Annotated in this window: 14 protein-coding genes and 3 pseudogenes; 10 read left to right on the top strand and 7 right to left on the bottom strand. The window is 58.5% G+C overall.

The genetic code is table 11. The features are described from left to right. Positions 1-245 precede the first annotated feature (245 nt). Positions 246-1,037, top strand: a pseudogene (locus ACYCVF_RS35760) (IS3 family transposase); the annotation flags it as partial. Positions 1,038-1,402: 365 nt separating this feature from the next. Here ACYCVF_RS35760 and ACYCVF_RS35755 read toward each other — a convergent pair. The 3 genes and pseudogenes from ACYCVF_RS35755 to ACYCVF_RS35745 all read right to left on the bottom strand — a co-directional run. Beyond that, a pseudogene (locus ACYCVF_RS35755) lies at positions 1,403-2,185 on the bottom strand (CapA family protein); the annotation flags it as partial. A gap of 389 nt (positions 2,186-2,574) precedes the next feature. After that, entirely contained in the window at positions 2,575-2,871 is a 297-nt protein-coding gene (locus tag ACYCVF_RS35750) for a hypothetical protein (RefSeq protein WP_459607454.1), read from the bottom strand. A gap of 21 nt (positions 2,872-2,892) precedes the next feature. Further along, positions 2,893-4,536, bottom strand: coding sequence for a hydantoinase/oxoprolinase family protein (locus ACYCVF_RS35745; protein ID WP_459607452.1), 1,644 nt, complete (start codon positions 4,534-4,536; stop codon positions 2,893-2,895). Positions 4,537-4,797: 261 nt separating this feature from the next. On the opposite strand from ACYCVF_RS35745, the gene ACYCVF_RS35740 reads away from it, so the two are divergent. From ACYCVF_RS35740 to ACYCVF_RS35720, 5 genes and pseudogenes are all read left to right on the top strand, one after another. Continuing rightward, positions 4,798-5,349: a LysR family transcriptional regulator gene (locus tag ACYCVF_RS35740; RefSeq protein WP_459607450.1), complete on the top strand. Its 552-nt coding sequence runs from the start codon at positions 4,798-4,800 to the stop codon at positions 5,347-5,349. A gap of 1,177 nt (positions 5,350-6,526) precedes the next feature. Next, positions 6,527-6,793: pseudogene (locus ACYCVF_RS35735) on the top strand (3-alpha,7-alpha,12-alpha-trihydroxy-5-beta-cholest-24-enoyl-CoA hydratase); the annotation flags it as partial. Positions 6,794-7,064: 271 nt separating this feature from the next. Then, positions 7,065-7,886, top strand: a complete 822-nt coding sequence (locus ACYCVF_RS35730) for a CoA-binding protein (protein WP_459607448.1) — start codon at positions 7,065-7,067, stop codon at positions 7,884-7,886. Between the two features lie 137 nt (positions 7,887-8,023). Continuing rightward, the gene (locus ACYCVF_RS35725; protein ID WP_459607447.1) at positions 8,024-8,500 is read left to right on the top strand and encodes an Lrp/AsnC family transcriptional regulator; all 477 of its coding nucleotides are present in this window, start codon (positions 8,024-8,026) and stop codon (positions 8,498-8,500) included. A 618-nt stretch (positions 8,501-9,118) separates the two neighbouring features. Next, positions 9,119-10,465, top strand: coding sequence for an IS5 family transposase (locus tag ACYCVF_RS35720; RefSeq protein WP_459607445.1), 1,347 nt, complete (start codon positions 9,119-9,121; stop codon positions 10,463-10,465). Here ACYCVF_RS35720 and ACYCVF_RS35715 read toward each other — a convergent pair. After that, on the bottom strand, positions 10,449-10,748 hold the full coding sequence (locus ACYCVF_RS35715; protein WP_459607443.1) for a transposase: 300 nt from the start codon (positions 10,746-10,748) through the stop codon (positions 10,449-10,451). The genes ACYCVF_RS35720 and ACYCVF_RS35715 overlap by 17 nt on opposite strands. A gap of 60 nt (positions 10,749-10,808) precedes the next feature. On the opposite strand from ACYCVF_RS35715, the gene ACYCVF_RS35710 reads away from it, so the two are divergent. Both ACYCVF_RS35710 and ACYCVF_RS35705 read left to right on the top strand, forming a co-directional pair. Then, positions 10,809-11,018: a hypothetical protein gene (locus ACYCVF_RS35710; protein ID WP_459607441.1), complete on the top strand. Its 210-nt coding sequence runs from the start codon at positions 10,809-10,811 to the stop codon at positions 11,016-11,018. 398 nt (positions 11,019-11,416) lie between these two features. Further along, positions 11,417-11,788 carry a TOBE domain-containing protein gene (locus ACYCVF_RS35705; RefSeq protein ID WP_459607439.1) on the top strand — a complete coding sequence of 124 codons (372 nt, stop codon included), beginning with the start codon at positions 11,417-11,419 and terminating at the stop codon, positions 11,786-11,788. A 647-nt stretch (positions 11,789-12,435) separates the two neighbouring features. On the opposite strand, the gene ACYCVF_RS35700 is transcribed toward ACYCVF_RS35705, so the two are convergent. Beyond that, positions 12,436-12,642, bottom strand: a complete 207-nt coding sequence (locus ACYCVF_RS35700) for a cold-shock protein (RefSeq protein WP_459607481.1) — start codon at positions 12,640-12,642, stop codon at positions 12,436-12,438. A 2,327-nt stretch (positions 12,643-14,969) separates the two neighbouring features. Between ACYCVF_RS35700 and ACYCVF_RS35695 the strand changes: the two genes are divergently transcribed. Together ACYCVF_RS35695 and ACYCVF_RS35690 are read left to right on the top strand one after the other, a co-directional pair. After that, positions 14,970-15,524, top strand: coding sequence for a peroxiredoxin (locus ACYCVF_RS35695; protein ID WP_459607437.1), 555 nt, complete (start codon positions 14,970-14,972; stop codon positions 15,522-15,524). Between the two features lie 6 nt (positions 15,525-15,530). After that, a complete protein-coding gene (locus ACYCVF_RS35690) occupies positions 15,531-16,076 on the top strand; it encodes a carboxymuconolactone decarboxylase family protein (RefSeq protein ID WP_459607435.1) in 546 nt (181 codons plus the stop codon). Between the two features lie 211 nt (positions 16,077-16,287). Here the strand turns inward: ACYCVF_RS35690 and ACYCVF_RS35685 are convergent, their stop codons facing one another. Beyond that, positions 16,288-16,584, bottom strand: coding sequence for a ferredoxin family protein (locus ACYCVF_RS35685; RefSeq protein ID WP_027534368.1), 297 nt, complete (start codon positions 16,582-16,584; stop codon positions 16,288-16,290). A gap of 38 nt (positions 16,585-16,622) precedes the next feature. Continuing rightward, positions 16,623-17,930: an FAD-dependent oxidoreductase gene (locus ACYCVF_RS35680; RefSeq protein WP_459607433.1), complete on the bottom strand. Its 1,308-nt coding sequence runs from the start codon at positions 17,928-17,930 to the stop codon at positions 16,623-16,625. Positions 17,931-17,940 lie beyond the last annotated feature (10 nt).

Raw genomic sequence — 17,940 nt, 5'->3', positions numbered from 1 at the left:
TTGGAAAGCGCTCGAGAACGCCTTCAAAGACCAAGCTCGTGAGCAGCTCTCGGTGTTGAAAGGTTGTCGTATGGTGACGCCCTTCATAGAAGGAGGGCCAACCCATTCCACCGGGAACGCCGCTCTCGCCATTAGTGTGAAGTCCCAACGGCATACTAAGAGCCGGCTCCGCAAATCGGAACAGGGCGATAAGTGGAGTTTCTGCCTGACGGCGGGCAAGATTGTCCCGCGAATCAGGAGAGACGATGAGCAGACGAGCACGCCGGAACCACACACCGGCCTTCAAGGCGAAAGTGGCTCTTGCCGCGGTCAAGGGCGACTGGACACTGGCTCAGTTGGCTGAGCAATTCCGACGTCCACCCCAATCAGATCACATCGTGGAAAGCGCAACTTGAAGGCGGAGCCGCCGATGTGTTCGGTCCGGGGGGCAGCAGCGCAGCGGCGGCGTTACCCGCCATCGACGTGGAGTCGCTGCACGCCAAGATCGAAGAACTGACGCCCCACAGGGGGTGCGTAGCGCCGAGACTAGTTTTTTAGAAGGCGCGCTCACCAAGGCGGGATTGCTGAGCGCAAAGCGATGATCGACCGTGAGCACGATCTTTCGATCACCAGGCAGGCGGAAGTTTTGAAGATCAGTCGCGGCAGCGTCTATTATCTGCCGCGTCCGGTGTCGCCCGACGACCTCGCGATCATGCGACGGCTCGACCGGCTGCATCTGGAGTTTCCTTTCGCCGGTTCGCGGATGTTGAGAGGCCTGCTGGCTGCGAGGGGTGCAAGATCGGCCACCGGCATGTGAAGACACTCATGCGGCGGATGGGGATAGAGGCGCTGTCCCGCCGTCCACGCACCACCAAACCTGAGCCCGGGCACAAGATCTATCCGTACCTGCTGCGTGGCATGGAGATCACGCGCCCGAACCAGGTCTGGGCGATGGACATCACGTACATCCCGATGGCGCGCGGCTTCGTATATGGGCGACCCGCCGGGTTCTGTCGTGGCGGCTCTCGATCACGATGGAGGCGGCGTTCTGCGTCGAGACTGGCATCTGCATGCTCGAATAGGCAAAGCCAAGTTTTTCCGAAACGGGGGAATAAGAGGTTAGCAGACCGGCTTCAGCGCTGATCCTGTAGATATAATCGACGATTTCCTGAGCTTGAGGATCACCCGCTTTCAAAGGAAGGGCGTGGTTCTCTGCGTTAATAAGACACGGAAAGAAGCCAACCGATGTCATCTGCGTTCCATCGAAATCGCAGGCGGCGACCATAGTCATTCGTGCGTCGGCGTGGAATGGCAACAGCGGATAGCCTTCACGCGGATAGATCGCGTACTCCCCAGTCGCCTTAAGCGCTTCTAGTTGATCGCTATTTTGAACGACGTCGAGCCAGGGCAGGTCAAACACAAAGTGGCCGAGGCCGTAGAAGATCGGTTTGCCGCGGTAGATTTCGATGCCGCGCAGAAAATGATGGTGATGACCCAAAACAACGTCGGCGCCGGCGTCGACCGACACATGCCCTAGAATCCGCTCATATTCGGTTACATCGGCTGGTTTGCACTTTCCCCAATGGTGACTGACGACCACGACATGTGCCTTGCTGCGCAGATTCCGGATTAATGACTCCAGAAGCTCAACATCTTCGGGGTACGGGAAAGTGCGGACCGCGGGGGCCCAACCTGGCTCGATAAGGCCATAGGAGCATTCAGGAATATAATAATGCGAATGGACACGCATGGCGGCGAGCCCCGGTATTGATCTGCGAGCTTCGTAACCCGGCAGATAGACAGAAGCGAAGCCGAGAAGGCCGATCTTCATGCCGTGCTGCTCGATGATCGCCGCTGTTGTCGCTTCCAAGAGGTTAGCACCAGCGCCGATCGTCTTGATTCCCTGCGAATGCAGCAGGTTCAAGGTATCGATCAATCCCTCATGGCCTGCATCAACGATATGATTGTTCGCAACCGACATCACATCGAACCCCGCTTTTGCAAGCCCACTTCCGTTCAATTTCGGTGCTACGACCCGCCAGTTCTGGCCGGGTGAAAAATGCGGTTGATCGGTGAAGGCGCCCTCGCAATTGCCGAACACGACGTCAATCTTGCGCAGCAAATCGCCAGAACCCAAAAAGGCGTCCGCCGGATTGTCGCGATTCACGAAAACATCGCCGACGGCGCCCAAGGTCCAAGTAGTCATCATGATCACCCTTATGAACAGGAAAGCAGCTGGATTCTGCCACAAATCGTTGCACCAGGATCGGTTGCTTGAACGTCTATCGAGCCCGGCATTTTTCTCTCTGCCCGATCCGCGAAGGCCCAGATCAGAATTCTGTCTGGGAATCACTAAGCTTCCCCCAGCATCGCTTGCGATGGCCGCATTGACCGGCACTTGCGTCGTCGTCAGTGTCGCCCGCGCCTCGCTGCACCGCAGCACGCAATCCGCGGGGCGCCTTTAGTATGGCGTTTGCAAATGCAACGCTCGCTTCGATCGGCCACAACTCCTCATACTCAGTGCGCGCTTTTCCGTGCATTATGAATGACCTCGCAGCCGCCGCGCCGCCATTTCCGCACGCCGCCGCACCGTCGTTAAACCGTCGCCAAATCATGCTCGATCAAAGCCGGCCCGACTTGGACCCAGCCCGCATCGAGCTCAGAGCGGGCGAACACAGGGCAATCCGGCCACCACGCTTTTCGAATCGCATATTGCGGTACGACCAATGTTTGGCTGAGCGGGCCGGCTGCTTCAGATCCGGAAGCGCATTCGGCTTCGCTTGTCGACCAAGTACGCATCATCGGTTCATTAACCGCTATCGGCGCACCTGGATTGGCATAGCCGAACAACTTTTGATGGTCGGCATGGAATGGGTCAGCAACCGCCGTCATGCCGTTGGTACTCCGCGTCCGTCAATTCGACGGTGACGGTGAAGGATTGGGCTGCGTAGCGCATTTCTGCCAGATATAAACAACGATTTGCCCGATCTCTCCGCGCGCCGCTTGATTTGCGATCCAATCGCGCCCCGACTGCGCCAGTTCCTCGAAAACTCGCGCCATAGCATCGGCATCCACGGCGATGCCGGCCGTACTACGTACCGAATCGTGCACCAAGTCCGCGGCTAGTCCGCCAAATGCACAAAAAACGGAAGAAGGGCGCGGCACGAGTATACGCCTAATGCCCGCCTCCTCGGTCAGCAGCGGACCATGGATACCGCCCGCGCCACCGAAAACCAGCAGCATTAGGTCGGCGGGAGCAGCGCCGGCGCGCGCTAGGAACGGCAGCACTTTCGCCAGCATGTTGCTAGTGGCGACCGCGATGCAGCCTTCCGCCGCAGTAACGGCATCGTCGCCGCCCGCTTTCGCGATCGGCACCATCGCTCGCTCGGCCAGTTCGCGCCACAAAGGGAGACTTCCGCCAAGAAGCCCCCGCGGCGATAGGTAATTGCAGAGCAGATACGCGTCGGTCAGCGTCGGGGCGATGCCCCCCGTGCCATAGCAGGCAGGGCCCGGCTTCGAACCGGCACTCCGCGGCCCCACCTTCAGTACCTCGCCGTCGAGCCAAGCGATAGAGCCACGGCCGGCGCCCGTTGCCTCGATCGCGGTAACCGGCAAGATCAGTGGGAAATCACCCACTTCGGCTTGGGCGGTAAGCATTGGCCGATCGCCTTGAACGAGTGCCACGTCTGTCGATGTGCCCCCCATATCCATGGTCAGAACAGAGGTGTTCTCCGTCCATTCGGCAAGTATGCGCGCGGCGGCAACGCCGGCGGCAGGACCAGACAGCAAGGTGTGCGCCGGCAGGAGACAGGCCTCGGCCGCGGACATCACGCCGCCATTCGATTTGGTTACTAGCAAGCGCGCATTCGGCAAGCGCTGACGAAGGAAATCATCGACTTCGCCGATATTCCCGGCCATGACCGGCTTCACATAAACATTGAGAAGCGTGAGAACCGCGCATTCATATTCGGATTGCCGCGGCCAGATCTCGTGCGACGCCATGATCTGGAGATTGGGGAACTTGGCGCGAGAAATCTCCAGCACTCGCGCCTCGTGGACCGGATTGCGGTAGCTATGCAGAAGACATACGCCAATTGCAGTGGCGCCGCGTTCCTGTGCCTGCGCAAGGGCAATCACAACGGAGCCCGCGTCCAATGGCGTTTCGATGCTACCGTCGGCGCGGAGCCGTTCATTAGCTTCAAAGACCATCGCTCGTGGCACCAGCGGCGGCGGTCGGCAATTGAACATATCCACCGGCTTAGGCATACGCAGCCTAGCAATGTTCAGAACGTCCCGATGCCCTTGCGTTGTGATCAGCGCTATTGGTTGTTCCGATCGTTCGATGACTACGGTCGTGCCATGCACGACTACTATCGGATCCTCTGCCTGAACGCTGTGGCGCCTGATGATACGTTCCAGCCCTTCGACCACCGAGCGAGCGAATTGCGAACGTGACGTTGGAATCTTTTCTCCTTCAATCTGCCGATAGCCTTCGGCGTCGCGCCAGATAGCGAAGTCTGTGAAAGTGCCGCCAATATCGATCCCAACCCTGAGCATGGACCCTTTCCTGATTCCTATCGGTAAACTGGTGCTCTCCCGCTTACTGCGACATTTCGAAGACCGCCAATACCGAGCTCCGCCAAACTAATAACGTAAATTAATGGCTAGGCAGACCGCCGATTCTGGTAGCGTTCCCATAAAATCGACCGTCGGCGGCGCAAAGTGCGCCAGTCCGGCGACTCGCAACGGGTCGCTCCCTCTCGCGCCTTGATGGGTAGGTACGCTGATGGCGGGTTCTGGGGCCGTTAGGGACGATAGATGGAGATCAGACATTTCCGTTATTTTGTGGCAGTGGCCGAAGCCCTCAGTTTCGCTAGAGCCGCTCGAAATCTGAACATGGGCCAGCCGGCCCTTTCGATTCGCATTGCCGATTTGGAAAGAGAGTTCGGCCTGAAATTGTTGAACCGTACCAAGAGGAAGGTCGAGCTGACGTCAGATGGCGAGTCGTTGCTGCCGAGAGCCCGTAACGTCGTGCAAGCGTTTGACGATACTCTACGCGCGGCACGGCTACTGTCGCCCAGCCAATCACGACGTCTTCGGATCGCACTTCTCCTCGAAACCTCGCGCAATGCACTGTCGAATGTCGTAAGGCGCCTGCAGCGCGAGCAAGTGACTATAGACGTTATCGAGGACTCTAATCCTGAGCAACAACAGCTCCTGGCGGCTGGAGACATAGACGTCGGCCTACTTCGTCATCCATTTGATGGAAAGGGACTGTGGGTATCCGCGCCGCTTGCGGAGCCCATGGGCGTCATGATTGACGCCGAGCATCCGCCCGCAAATTCGAAAGTGTGCGTCTTGCCGACTTGACCCGTATTCGCTCGTGCTCTTTGAGCGTCATTTTGCCCCCGGCCCTTACGACGAATAGTTGGAATCTTGCCGCGCCGGAGGCTACATTCCACCGGAAATTCTGCATTTGCGCGGCGGAAGAATGACGGCCGCGTTGCTTAAAACAGAGGGCGCGGTAATACTCATTGCGGAGCGCCTCCTTGAGTGGCGCGCCGAAACCGGATCGAAAGAGTTTGTCAGGAAGCCCCTGAAAGATTCGCCCGTCCATTGGTGGGTGTCAGCCGTCATGAGTACTCTGGAATACACCGTATGGCTGTCGACGTGATAGTCGCTTCCTTGCAGGAGTACGAAAACTGGGTTCCTATGGCTCGCCCGACTGCAGGCCCTCTGAGCGAGACCGAATTCGCAAGCGGTCAAGCGGCATCCATAAACTCAGAATGAACCGGGCCTGAGACCAACCGAGTTGCGCATTCACTGGGATGCATCGCGACGGGGACCGGGCCCAATGCCCAAACCTTTAGATTCCACAGATAGCTTAGTGGTGAAGCCGAATTACCACGCCGCAATCGATTTCAGATTGCACTTCTGATATTTCTATCTGGGTTTGAACTGGCTCGTCCCGTTGGCGACAGTCCGCACTTTCAGTTCAACGTCGCCGCAACCTCATTCAGCAGCTCTTCTCCTGCAGGATCCGACTCCGGCGGACCGTACGCCGAAACATCGTCGACTGTCCGGGCCCAGGTCGGCGCCCGCTAGCGACGATGTTTTCATCAGAGATGATTTCTTCTCTTGGCCACTCGCATGCACCCTCGGCGAGCACGTCGCGCAATCAGCAGCGATACCGCACGCGCACCTGATAGTAAACGCCGCCGTCCATCACATCGTCGACGGGTATCACTGCCACATCTTGCCATTGGGCATATGTGATATAATGTCTCTCAATGCAATATTTCATATTGACAAAAGATTTACGATGGGGTTATCCGGCTAAATTCAAGGGGACCCTGAAGGCCGAATTGCGCTGATGTAATTAATGAGCACCTGCAGCCTTCGGTACCGCGGCTTCGAGATTTTAGCGAGCAGCGAAGACTTATCGCAGGCCTGGCGCGAACAGGACGCAAGTGCATCCCCGTGGTTCACAACGAGCAATGTGGCTCCTCACCGCGAGCATAATAGGGAGTGGAGGAACACGAAGAGAATGCCGATCAAGTACGAAGAGCTGATGGCCCTGAAAACTCTCGGTCAGAAATATAGCTATACTGATCGAGATGTGATGCTGTACGCCTACGGCATTGGCATGGGCGGCGATCCTCTGGATGAAAGAGAGCTGGTGTTCGTCAACGAGGCTGGGGCTGCTCCACGCGCCCTTAAAGTCGTGCCGACATTTGCGTCTGTCGCGGTACTCGGGGCGGGGCGCGGCGAAATGAACATCAACCGCGTGATGTCCGTTGACGGCGAGCGCGATAAGGATGGCAACGTAATCTCGTTTGAGGCCAAAGTGAAAGCGCGCGGCGTTACTGTGGTAAGAAACTGCATGACGGTTCTGAGTTGATCTGCGGCGCGCAATGCAAGCAGGAACCCAGACTACCCTATGCAAAAGTTCGCGGGAAGAAAATGGCGGACAACAATAGGACCACTCCGACGGAGGTTAGTGGCGAGCGCGGACGGCGGGTTGTGACGACCAGATGCAAAACTGCAGTGAGTTTTTCTTGGAACGACAAATAGGGAAGACAACCGTGCCACATCCACTTAACTCCTTTTTCAAACCCGCGAGCATCGCTGTGATCGGCGCCTCGCGCGATCACGGGAAGATTTCGGGCCGACTCCTAGCATTTCTACGCAAGAACGAGTTCCCAGGAAGTATATATCCGGTAAATCCGAACTGTGACGAGATTGACGGGCTGAAATGCTACAAGTCGATCGCCGATATAATCGCACCCATCGATCTCGCTATCGTTGTTATTCCGGCGCGCACGGTTCTAGCAGCGCTTGAAGAAAGCCCCGCCATGGGCGTGAAGAATGCATTGATTATTTCCTCCGGCTTCGCGGAAGAGGGGGGCGATGCCGCAGCCCAACAAGAAAGGATTGCAGCGCTCGCCAAACGAACCGGAATGCGGATCTCTGGACCCAATGCGGAAGGTTTCTATAGTGAGGTCCAGCGGGTCGCGGCAACGTTTAGCCCCGTCGTCGATGTAAAGCCGGGCGAGACTCGACTGGCAGCGACCACACGCCGGATCGCCATCGTCGCTCAAAGCGGCGGCATCGGCTTTGCGTTTCACGATCGCGCCAAAACGCTGGGCATTGCGATCAGTTATGTCGTGACGTCCGGTAACGAAAGCGATCTTGGGATCGGCGAGTTCTTGGACTTCATGGTGCAGGACGCGTCAACCGACGCCATCCTGCTGTTTGTTGAAGCCGTCCGAGACGTCGACAAATTTATTATTGCGGCCCAGCGGGCGGCTCAGCTTCGCAAACCCGTCATCGTCGTGAAGGTCGGGCGGACCGGCGCAGGCGAGCGCGCGGCGGCGGAGACGTCGACGCCAGCGCAAGCCGAATAGCTGTTGGCGGCGCTGCGGCCAGCATTCAGGATACGTATCGAGAATAGGATTACGTTGCATTTTACCGTGACCCGGGCGATTTCCTGCAATACACACGGGTTTTGCAACGAAATGCACTTGGAAGCTGGAGCTCAACTATGCGTTATGACCGAATAGATGCCCGCATCCTTGAGATCGTACAAGCGAACAACCGTCTAACGTCCGAAGTCATCGGCGAAATGGCCGGGCTTTCAGCTACTGCATGTCAACGACGATTGAAGAGACTTCGCTCGAAGGGCATCATCGAGGCCGATGTCTCAATCGTTTCGGCAAGGGCGGTCGGAAGGCCAATTCAAATGCTAGTGTTGGTGAGCATGGAGCGGGAGCGCGCGGATATAATCGATAGATTCAAGAAGGCGATCAGATCGTCGGCTGAAGTTGTCAACGGGTTCTACGTCACCGGCGACGTAGACTTCGTCCTATACATCACCGCACGCACTATGGAGGATTATGAGCAGTTCACTCGTCGATTCTTCTATGAAATTCCAGATATCAAAGGTTTCAAAACAATGGTCATCATGGACCGCGTGAAAGCCGGTCTTGCTGTTCCGATTGAGATCCCGCCCGACCATTGATTCGGCCGTCGCACCCGCCAATCGAAGAGTTCGATACCTTTTTTTCATAGCTCAGTCACCTAAAGCGTAAGAATTCATCGCCCTCGCCTCGGTACTCTACATTTCCGTGGGTCTCGATCGATCGCCAGTCCGTTCAAGATTGGCTTCAAATTCGGTCTGCCGATGTCGCATCTCATTCAGCGAAGGGCCCCTTGTAGTTGATGAATTCCCGACCTAAGTTGACAACACGGCGCAAGCATTGCGCGGCGCTGCACTAGCAGACCGAGAGCCGGATCCGCGCCGATTGGCGCTTGCCAATTTCCAGACAGATTGCAGAACGTTACAGGTTCTCGCGAGCTTTGCCACACAAGCACGGCGCACATCAATCGCACCCGATAGGTGTCGCGGTGGTCCTCGATGAAGCGGAAGCTCTTGTCCGTGTTCCGGCAAAGATCGCGATCGACTTTCTTAGTCGTCCGTGAAGAGCGGCTAAGCGATTGAGCTAGAATCGCATTTGTCTTTGTGGACTGTTTTGCGATTGCAGGGTTTTGATGCTTGGGGCATCGGAACCTTGCAATTTCATTTTCAGGATTCCGTCGAATCGGCAGTCATGATTCCGTCGTCGCATCGGAGGTGGCGATGCGACCGAAGAAGCACAGGACGACGGGATCGGGCGATCTGTTCCGGGCCAGGCTGGACCAGATCATCAATATGAAGCACGAGCTGGTTCAGCTTGCCGGCAAGGTCGATTGGGACTGGATCGACGGCGAGATCGCGCCGCTCTATAGCGAGAACGGTCGGCCGGGCATCGCGACCCGCTTCGTGATCGGGCTACTCCTGCTCAAGCATATTTACGGCCTGTCCGATGAGGGGGTGTGCGAGCGTTGGGTCCACGACCCGTATTTCCAGTACTTCACCGGCGAAGAGTTCTTTCAGCACGCGTTCCCGCACGAGCGCTCGGACCTGAGCCATTGCCGCAAGCGGCTCGGCGACAAGCTGGAGCTGTTGCTGGCCGAGAGCTTGCGGGTGGCGCACGAGGCCGGTGCGTTACGCAACCAGGACCTCAAGCATGTCACGGTCGATACCACCGTGCAGCCGAAGGCCCTCACCTTCCCGACCGATGCCAAGCTGCTGCACGCGGCGATCAAGGGGCTCAACCGACTGGCGAGGAAGCACGGGGTCAGGCTGCGGCAGTCCTATCTTCGCATTGCCAAAACCGCGGCAATGATGGCGGGGCGCTACGCCCATGCCAAGCAGTTCAAGCGGCATCAGCGCCAGTTGCGCATTCTGCGCAGCCGGCTGGGCCGGATCATCCGCGATATCCGCCGCAAGATCGAAGGTCAGACCGTGCTCGAGAACGCCTTCGCCCTTCCGCTTGGCCGGGCCTCGCAGATCCGCTCGCAGCAGCAGCGCCAGCGCGGCTGGAAGCTCTATTCCTTCCACGCCCCGGAGGTGGAGTGCGTCGGCAAGGGCAAAGCAGCCGCGCCTTACGAGTTCGGTGTCGAAGCCTCCATCGTCACCAACAACCGCCGTGCTCCCGGTGGCCTGTTCGTGCTGCACGCCACGGCGCTGCCCGATAACCCGTACGACGGTCACACCTTGCGGGACGTCATCGACCGCACCGAGACGCTCACCGGCTGTGCGATCGAGCGGGCCTATGTCGACAAGGGATACCGCGGCCACGACGCACAAAATCCCCGCCGAATCTTCATCTCTGGCCAGAAGCGCGGCGTCTTCGGTGTCATCAAGCGCGGGCTGCGCCGCCGCTCCGCCATCGAACCCATCATCGGACACCTGAAGACCGATGGCCATCTCGGCCGCTGCTACCTCAAAGGCCGCGCCGGCGATGCGGCCAACGTCATCCTCCCAGCCGTCGGCCACAACTTCCGCCGCATCCTCGCCTGGCTCAGAGAACTCTTGTGCCTGTTCCTGATCCAGCTCTGGCGCACGCGCGCCTGTCCGGCCCAGCTCAATTCGGCTTCTTAACGGACGACTTCTTAAGATGTCGCTCCAAGCGCAGCCGTTCGTTCTCCTGCCGCAGCGGGCGATCTCCGAAGCCTCGTCCGCCGACATCGGCATCGCCTGCGTGGTGGGCGCATCGCCGCCGATGCCGGCTTTGTCGGAACTTGTCTACCCAGCGCCGCAGCACCGAGTCGCGAAGACCGAGTTTCTTGGCGATAGACCCAATCGACCGACGGCTCGATACCACCAGCTCAACGTCCTGACGCTCGTGGTTTTCCGTGAACAACCGACATTGATGTCCTTCCATTCGACGGCTCCGGCCTCTCAGAGCCTACTACAGGTGTCCACTCAGTCGGAAGAGGTTTACTTGGCGCGTCTTGTACCGCTGTCAAAAATTGAGCGCGAGCGCGCCTCGCACCGCCCGGCAGAACTCTCGCCCCCGCAATTCCCGGGCAAGCGCCAGCACCACAAAATCGTGCGAAACACTGGCGTCCGCTCATGCGACGATGAGGAGCGCCTTGGTCAAGAAGTTGTCATTGGGCACATCATCATCTTCAAGCAGACTTTCACACAATGACAAGAGTGAAGACCGCCGTCATCTTCAGCCTCTATCTTGGCTGCCATCGATGTTTGGTTGAAGCCCCCGATGTCGGAAATCCGACAAGGCCGCTCATCCGTTCCAGAGGCCAAGCTGGCACTAGTCGTTGATTCACCCCCGTCAAGCAGCGCGCAAACCATACATCACGAGCGGCACGCCGCATGACATGGCCGAGATCGAACACCTCGCCGATCACCTCGTGATGATGGAGCGTGGCGCGATCACCGCGGCGGGGCCGCTGCATACCTTGCAGAGTGATCCGGCGCTGCCCCCTTGCGGCAGGTCACGAAGCTGCCGTCAGCCTCGATGCCGTGGTCGGCGGCAATGACGGGCGCTGCGGGCTACTCATCCTCCGTCTCAAAGGTGCACGCCTTTTGATGCCGGCACCGCCGCTTGCACCCGGCGTGCACCAGCGGCTGCGCATCGCAGCCAGCGACGTCAGCGTCTCGCGCGAAGCGCCGCGCTCAAGCACCATCCTCAATGTCTTTCCGGCGCGGATTAAAGCTTGCTTTCCGCTCGGCGCGTCCGAGATCACTCTGGTTCTTGCGCTTGGCACCGGCGGCTCAGGTACGAACATTTTGGCGCGCATCACGCGTTACGCGTTTGATACGCTACGGCTCAAGGACGGAATGGACGTATTCGCCCAGCTCAAGCACGTCTCGCTGGTCTCGGCCTCTGAACCGGCATCGCAAGCCCCAGAGGCCTCCAGCTCGACAGGAGATTTCGGACAGGCAAGCGCCGCTGCTTAAAATTATCCAGTAAGAGAAGCAAGATCTTGATGGCCAACCTCGCGTGCACTGCGCCCAATCCGTCGAGGCAATTCTCGACCGTCTGGAACATGATCTCAATTGCCTACGGACTTAGCTCAGAGCCTCGCGCAATCGATCGGGTGTCGCTCTGATCGGCCCAATCTCCAAGAGGAGGCGCGATGCAATGGCATTCCCCGTCCTCAAGAGCAACCTCGTTCGAGTCTTATCTACAATCCCGAAGCTTTACCTGCGACCGTCGGCGGACCTCTCCGGTCGCCTTGCTGGAGCGGTCGAGTTAACCTGCTTACGGCTCAGCACTCAACGCTGCTCGTTCAAGCTGTACTTCGATCAACGAGATGGAAGCGGGATGCTGCTTCAAAGGCACGCCGAAGCGCGCGCATCACGATCACTTTCCCGGTGCGCTCGACACGGGCGTACGCCGCATAGCATCGAAGGAGGCTTCTTGCCGCGTTGGTCAATCGACCAACGCGAATGGCTGGACGAGCTGAGGCTCCGGCAATTTCATGAATGAGGATGGATCATCGAGCAGCTCCAAGAGGCCTGACGTACGCGTCAGTTGAACTGAACGAGTGGCACACTAGGCTCTCCTCCCGATGCGCTGGCCTAACAACGGCAGAGGTCCGGCTTCAGCCAACACTAAGGTTTTCAGCCGACATCTTGCCGGAGCGGCCGGGGACGAGCTCGTAGTTCACGCGCGAGCCCTCAGCTAAAGTTTTATACCCCGCTTTTTCAACCGCCGATATATGAACGAAGACGTCAGGGCTGCCGTCCTCAGGCCTGATGAATCCGTACCCCTTTTCAGGATTGAACCACTTCACAAAACCTATCGCCACTTTCACAATCTCCAACAGTGCTCAGACTCGAGCTTCCATGAGCGCAAACGGCAGCCGCCGTGACCGGCGGGGCTTAGCGCCGAGCGCCGTACCATGTCTCCCGCTTCGTCTCGCCTTGTTGCAAGCTTTGAGCCAGACTTGTGATTTCCACTGATCGCGCCCCGACAACCAGACCGGAGGACAGCGGGCCACCCCTATTTTGTGCGGGCGAGGCGGTTCTGCAATGAAAGCCCACCCAGATTGAGACCAGCATTTTAGCTGCTCCGAGGCCACCGACCACCGCCACGGCGACTATCGACGCACTGAGCCACATCTGGGTCCCGTCGCCCGCCTAATACGCATTGCGGGCACAGCGCTGTCGGATCCCATCGGCTCCTGCTGCGCCTGCGGACCAAGGGTCGCGAACATATCAGACTGTCATGCGCGCACCTCGATCCCGGGACTTCATCGTCGAACTGGAAATGCGAGGGTCTCACAACTCATAAGTATATTTACGTTTCACCGAGATCGCTTCAGGTCGTCGACGTCGCCACGAGGTTCTGGAAGACACATTGGCGAGCGCGGCAATTCACGGGTCCGCAAGATCTGGACCGTTCTCAAAAAAAGGTTAGCTCGTGGACTGGCGGGATTCCGGCGGCTAGTCACCAGGTCATTCCGCTTAAAAGTACGGCGGTGAGCAGGGCGACGAGAATAACAACGCCATAGTCGTTGGCGTCATAGCGGTTCCACGTCTAACCTCGCTTCCCCGACAGTGCTCCACAATCGCCGGCGCGAGTGCCGGTATCCATCGAGCGTTGTCAACCGCCCCGCAGCGGCAGGTTCTCTTGCGGCCAAATCTTTGTTGCGACTCCGAACATGGCGAGTAGCGGGCCGGCCACATCGTTGATAGCCACACGATAGCCAATGTGATCTCAGCTTCGATCGGCCTAGTACTGTGCGTGCGCCGCCGTTCGTTCGCGGTGAAACTCGCGGACTATCGCGTGGCGATAAAGAGTGATTTACCCACATCATCCGGGCTGTTGTCGTCGATCGCTTCTCCCCTGAAGAACTTGTCGCGTCTCAAAAGGAACCGCCGTCAACTGGGTGGGTCAATACGTCGTTCATTGTCGTTCTCCGACAGTGTGCATCGCACGGGCAAACAGCCTGGCGATCAAGCGCCTATTGCCCGAGCGTCAATCGCCAGCCGCGCGGGGCGCCGGAGCGTGCCGTTTTAGCCGCGGCTGCTCACCAGAGTTCCATGAGGAGCGCCGTGAGCCTGATAGGGCAGCAATGATTGGGCGGCTTGGGTGCTGCCTTAGGTTCCGACATGGCTGTCATTACCGACGGCGACCCTCATGTGATCGATCGCGCTCTGGATGTCGTCGCTAGCTTCGCGCCGGGAATGCGCTGCATCGTTCTTACTGGCCTGTCAAGGAGGACGACCTGCCTTCGAGCGTACTCCCCTCTTTGCCGCGAGCCTGACTTCGCACCTGAACCGTTTCGGGTGACCGAATTAGTTCGTGAACTCTTTCCTTCCTGGCCTTGATCATCTGGTCTCCTGATTCCTGCGCTGATAGCGCTCACTGCGCGGCATCGGGCTTGGGCTGGGGTATGGGCAGGCTCATCCGGATCTAGGCCAAGTGCATTGCAAGCGAGAATAATTAAAGAGATACAATGCGCCCTTATCCCAGTGGACTCGACGTGTATCGCTCATCGTCAATAGCAAAGGGCATGCCTATTGGCCTGAGCTTAATCTTAATCGGTAGCACTTCCTGTTCCCACAGGAACGGAATCATCCCCTCCGGTATACTCAGGGTTCCGTCCAGCCCCTTCGGAGGAAAGGCTTATCGAAAGATCGCTTGGTGGTGATTTGCAGGCCAAGCAGACGACGATGGCACCGCTTCATTCAACCGCGCGCCAGGTGCCCAGCGTCGAGAAACCTCGATCGCGCCGAGGACTAGTTGCGGTCACAACTCCCCGCCCTGGGCTGCAACTCGAGCCGTAGTGCTTGCTGTGGACAAGCTCAGGACCTTGCTTCCAGCCTCATTCTGTTTCTCGTCGTGGACATCGGCGCGGGCCTGCTCACTGATCTGGGCCGGGCGCCTGTCCTGTTGGTCGCGTGCTGTCGACGGAGCTTGCGATAGATCTTCGTTCTCCGGATCTGCTGGTCCAAGACAGTTTGAATTCAAGGAGCCGCGGTCTTTGATGTCACAGCGTGGCTTGAACCCGTCATAACCACGAAAGGAATGTTGTAGTAGCGACAGTTAAGCCGAACGATCGCATGGCATATCGCTTGCTTCGCTGATGCAGTTCACTGGGTTCGCCCTAAGCACACGAGTGGGGATAAAATGCTTGGAATTGGAAGCAAGTTGCCGTCGTTCCAAATCACCGGGGTCAAGCCCGGCTTTCACTTGCACGAAGAGAAGGGACAGAGCGCCTTCGAGACGCTGACCGAAAGGAGCTTTCCTGGGAAATGGAAGATCATCTTCTTTTACCCTAAGGATTTCACCTTTGTCTGCCCGACCGAAATCGCCGAATTCGCCCGCCTGGCCAACGATTTCGCCGACCGCGATGCGGTCGTGCTGGGCGGCTCGACTGACAATGAGTTCTGCAAGCTTGCCTGGCGGCGCGAGCACAAGGACCTGCACCATCTGCCGATTTGGCAGTTTGCCGACACGGACGGCGCGCTCGTCGATGGCTTGGGCGGCCGCTCAGCCGATGGCGTTGCCCACCGCACGACCTTCATTGTCGATCCTGAGAATACCATCCAGCATGTCTATGCCACGAATCCCAATGTCGGCCGCAGCCCGAAGGACACGTTGCGCGTCTTGGACGCCCTGCAAACTGACGAGCTCTGCCCCTGCAGCCGCGAGATCGGCGGCGAAACGCTGAAAGTCGCTTGAGGGGATATGACGATCGACCAGTTGAACGACCGGATTCCGGATTTCGCCAAGGACGTCAGGCTCAACCTGGCGTCCATGATGGCGGATGAAACATTGTCACCGCAGAGCAAATACGGCCTGTTGCTGTCGAGCGCGATCGCGGCCCGCAATCCGGTCGTGACGGCCGCAATGGAATCCGCCGCAGGCGTGGTGATGACGCCGGCGGCGGTCGAAGCGGCGAAATCCGCCGCATCCGTCATGGCGATGAACAACGTCTACTACCGCTTCGTTCATCTCGTCTCCAACCCGGAATACAAGACAATGCCGGCTCGGCTGCGGATGAATTGGCTTGGCAGTCCCCGTGTGGACAGAGCCGATTTCGAGCTGTGGGCACTGGCAGTAAGCGCAATCAACGGATGCGGTGCCTGCATGGATGCACACGAGAAGACGCTGCGGCAATCCGGCATCAGCTCAGACACAATTCAAACGGCCGTGCGCTTTGCCGCGATCGTACAGTCAGTTGCGGTTGCGATCGAGGCGGCGGGGCATGGCACGCCACAAGCGGCGGAATAATCCACCCTCCCTTCCCGCACCCTTCGCCTCGCCCCTCCGGGGTGGGCGCAGGGTGAGCGCCCATATTCACGAGCTGAGTTCGCCGAGTGTGCCCTTACGTCCAAATATTCGAGCGTTGGTCGGCTTCGGCCTCCGGCGCGCTCGCAGGCTACGGCATATGTCGTGAGTTCTTCTCGGCCGCGCCGTTAATACTGCGGCAATCGTAGCCCCCTCACCCGAACTTGAATAACACCCCATATCCGCCACGCGGATAGCCCCATTCGATGTCGCCGGTGGGCTCGCCGATGACGCGGCAGGTGCCGCACTCCATGCAGCCGTCGACGGTGACCTCGACCTGGCCCTTGTCATTGAGGTCATAACAGCGCGCGGGACAGGCTTTCAAAAGCGCAAGGAGCTGCGGCGAGGGCTTGGTGTGTGCGCGTACCTTGATGTGGGGTCGTCCGGCGTCTACAAGATAGCGGTTGCAAAACAACTTGTCTTCGACACGCACTGATCTCTCGACTTTCATAGTCAGCCTCATTGGTTTCGCGTTCGCGTTTCGAACAATTAGCGCCAAGCGCGGGCGAAGCGGAATGCATCGCCGAACAGCCCTATCCAGGACCGCGCATCGACGAAGGATTTCAGCGTCGCCTTCTGTTTCTCAGACTTTGGTGTACCGTCAACTCGAAGGTAGGTCTGCATCGCCTTGGAGACGAGCTGGGGGTAGGTCAGGAAGAAGTTTTGCGAGTTGGTATGCATCAGCCTCGGCATGTCCTTGTATTTCTTCATGTCCTTCAAGACGAAGGAGCGATCCAGCATCCTCTTGTAGAGCGCGAGATTTTCCGCGGTCATGCCAAGCCGGCGCGATTTGACCTGGAAGATCGCTTCGGCCGCGATCCGCCCGGACGTCATCGCAAGATTGGACCCCTCGCGATGAATGGCGTTGTTGAGCTGCGCCGCGTCGCCGGCCACGACCCAACCGTCTCCATAGAGCTGCGGGATGGCCTTGTAGCCGCCTTCGGGGATGAGGTGCGCGGAATATTCCTTGACCTCAGATCCCTCGATCAGGGGCGCGACCGACGGGTGGCGCTTGAAGCGATCGAGCAGCTCGTAAGGTGTCCGCCCAGTGCGCTGGAAGTCTGCGACAAGACAGCCGATGCCGAGCGAAATGCACTCTTGGTTGGCATAGATGAAGCCCATTCCAGTCATACCGCCAGAAATGGTGCCCGCAGCTTCGATCACGACGCCTTCGTCGCCGCTCAGATTGAAACGCGCTTCGATGGTCTCGCGCGGCAAAAAGTGCATTTCCTTCACCGCGAGAGCCACCTTGTTAGGCTTAGGGCGCTCGCGCAGGCGCGCACGCGTGCCAAGCAGCCCGTTCACGCCCTCGGCCAGCACCACGACATCTGCATGGATCTCGCCATCCTGGCGATCCGTACGAACACCGATGACTCTGCCATAAGCATCCTGCGCAAGATCGGTGACGGTGGTCTCGCACAGCACGGTCGCGCCTGCCTCGCGCACTTTTGAGGAGAACCATCGATCGAACTGAGCCCGGATAATCGTGTAGCGGTTAGCCCGCTCTTCATTGAAATCCTCTGAGCGGTAATGCAGCCCGACATGAGAGCGATCATCCATGATCCAGAACCGTTGTTCGACAAGATGTCGCTCAAGCGGTGCGTCCTCCCGGAACTCCGGGATCAGCTTTTCCAGCATGTCGGCATAAAGTATTGCGCCCTGAACGTTCTTCGATCCGGCATACTCGCCGCGCTCGAGCTGCAGCACTTTCATACCTTTCTTGGCCATGGTCAGCGCCGCCGCGTTGCCCGCCATACCGGCGCCGACAACGATTGCATCGAACCTTTCCTCGATCATGATAGCCTCC

Source organism: Bradyrhizobium cedriense, assembly GCF_054602315.1.
The sequence above is the reverse complement of the archived record's forward strand: the minus strand, read 5'-3'. Positions and strand labels throughout refer to the sequence as shown.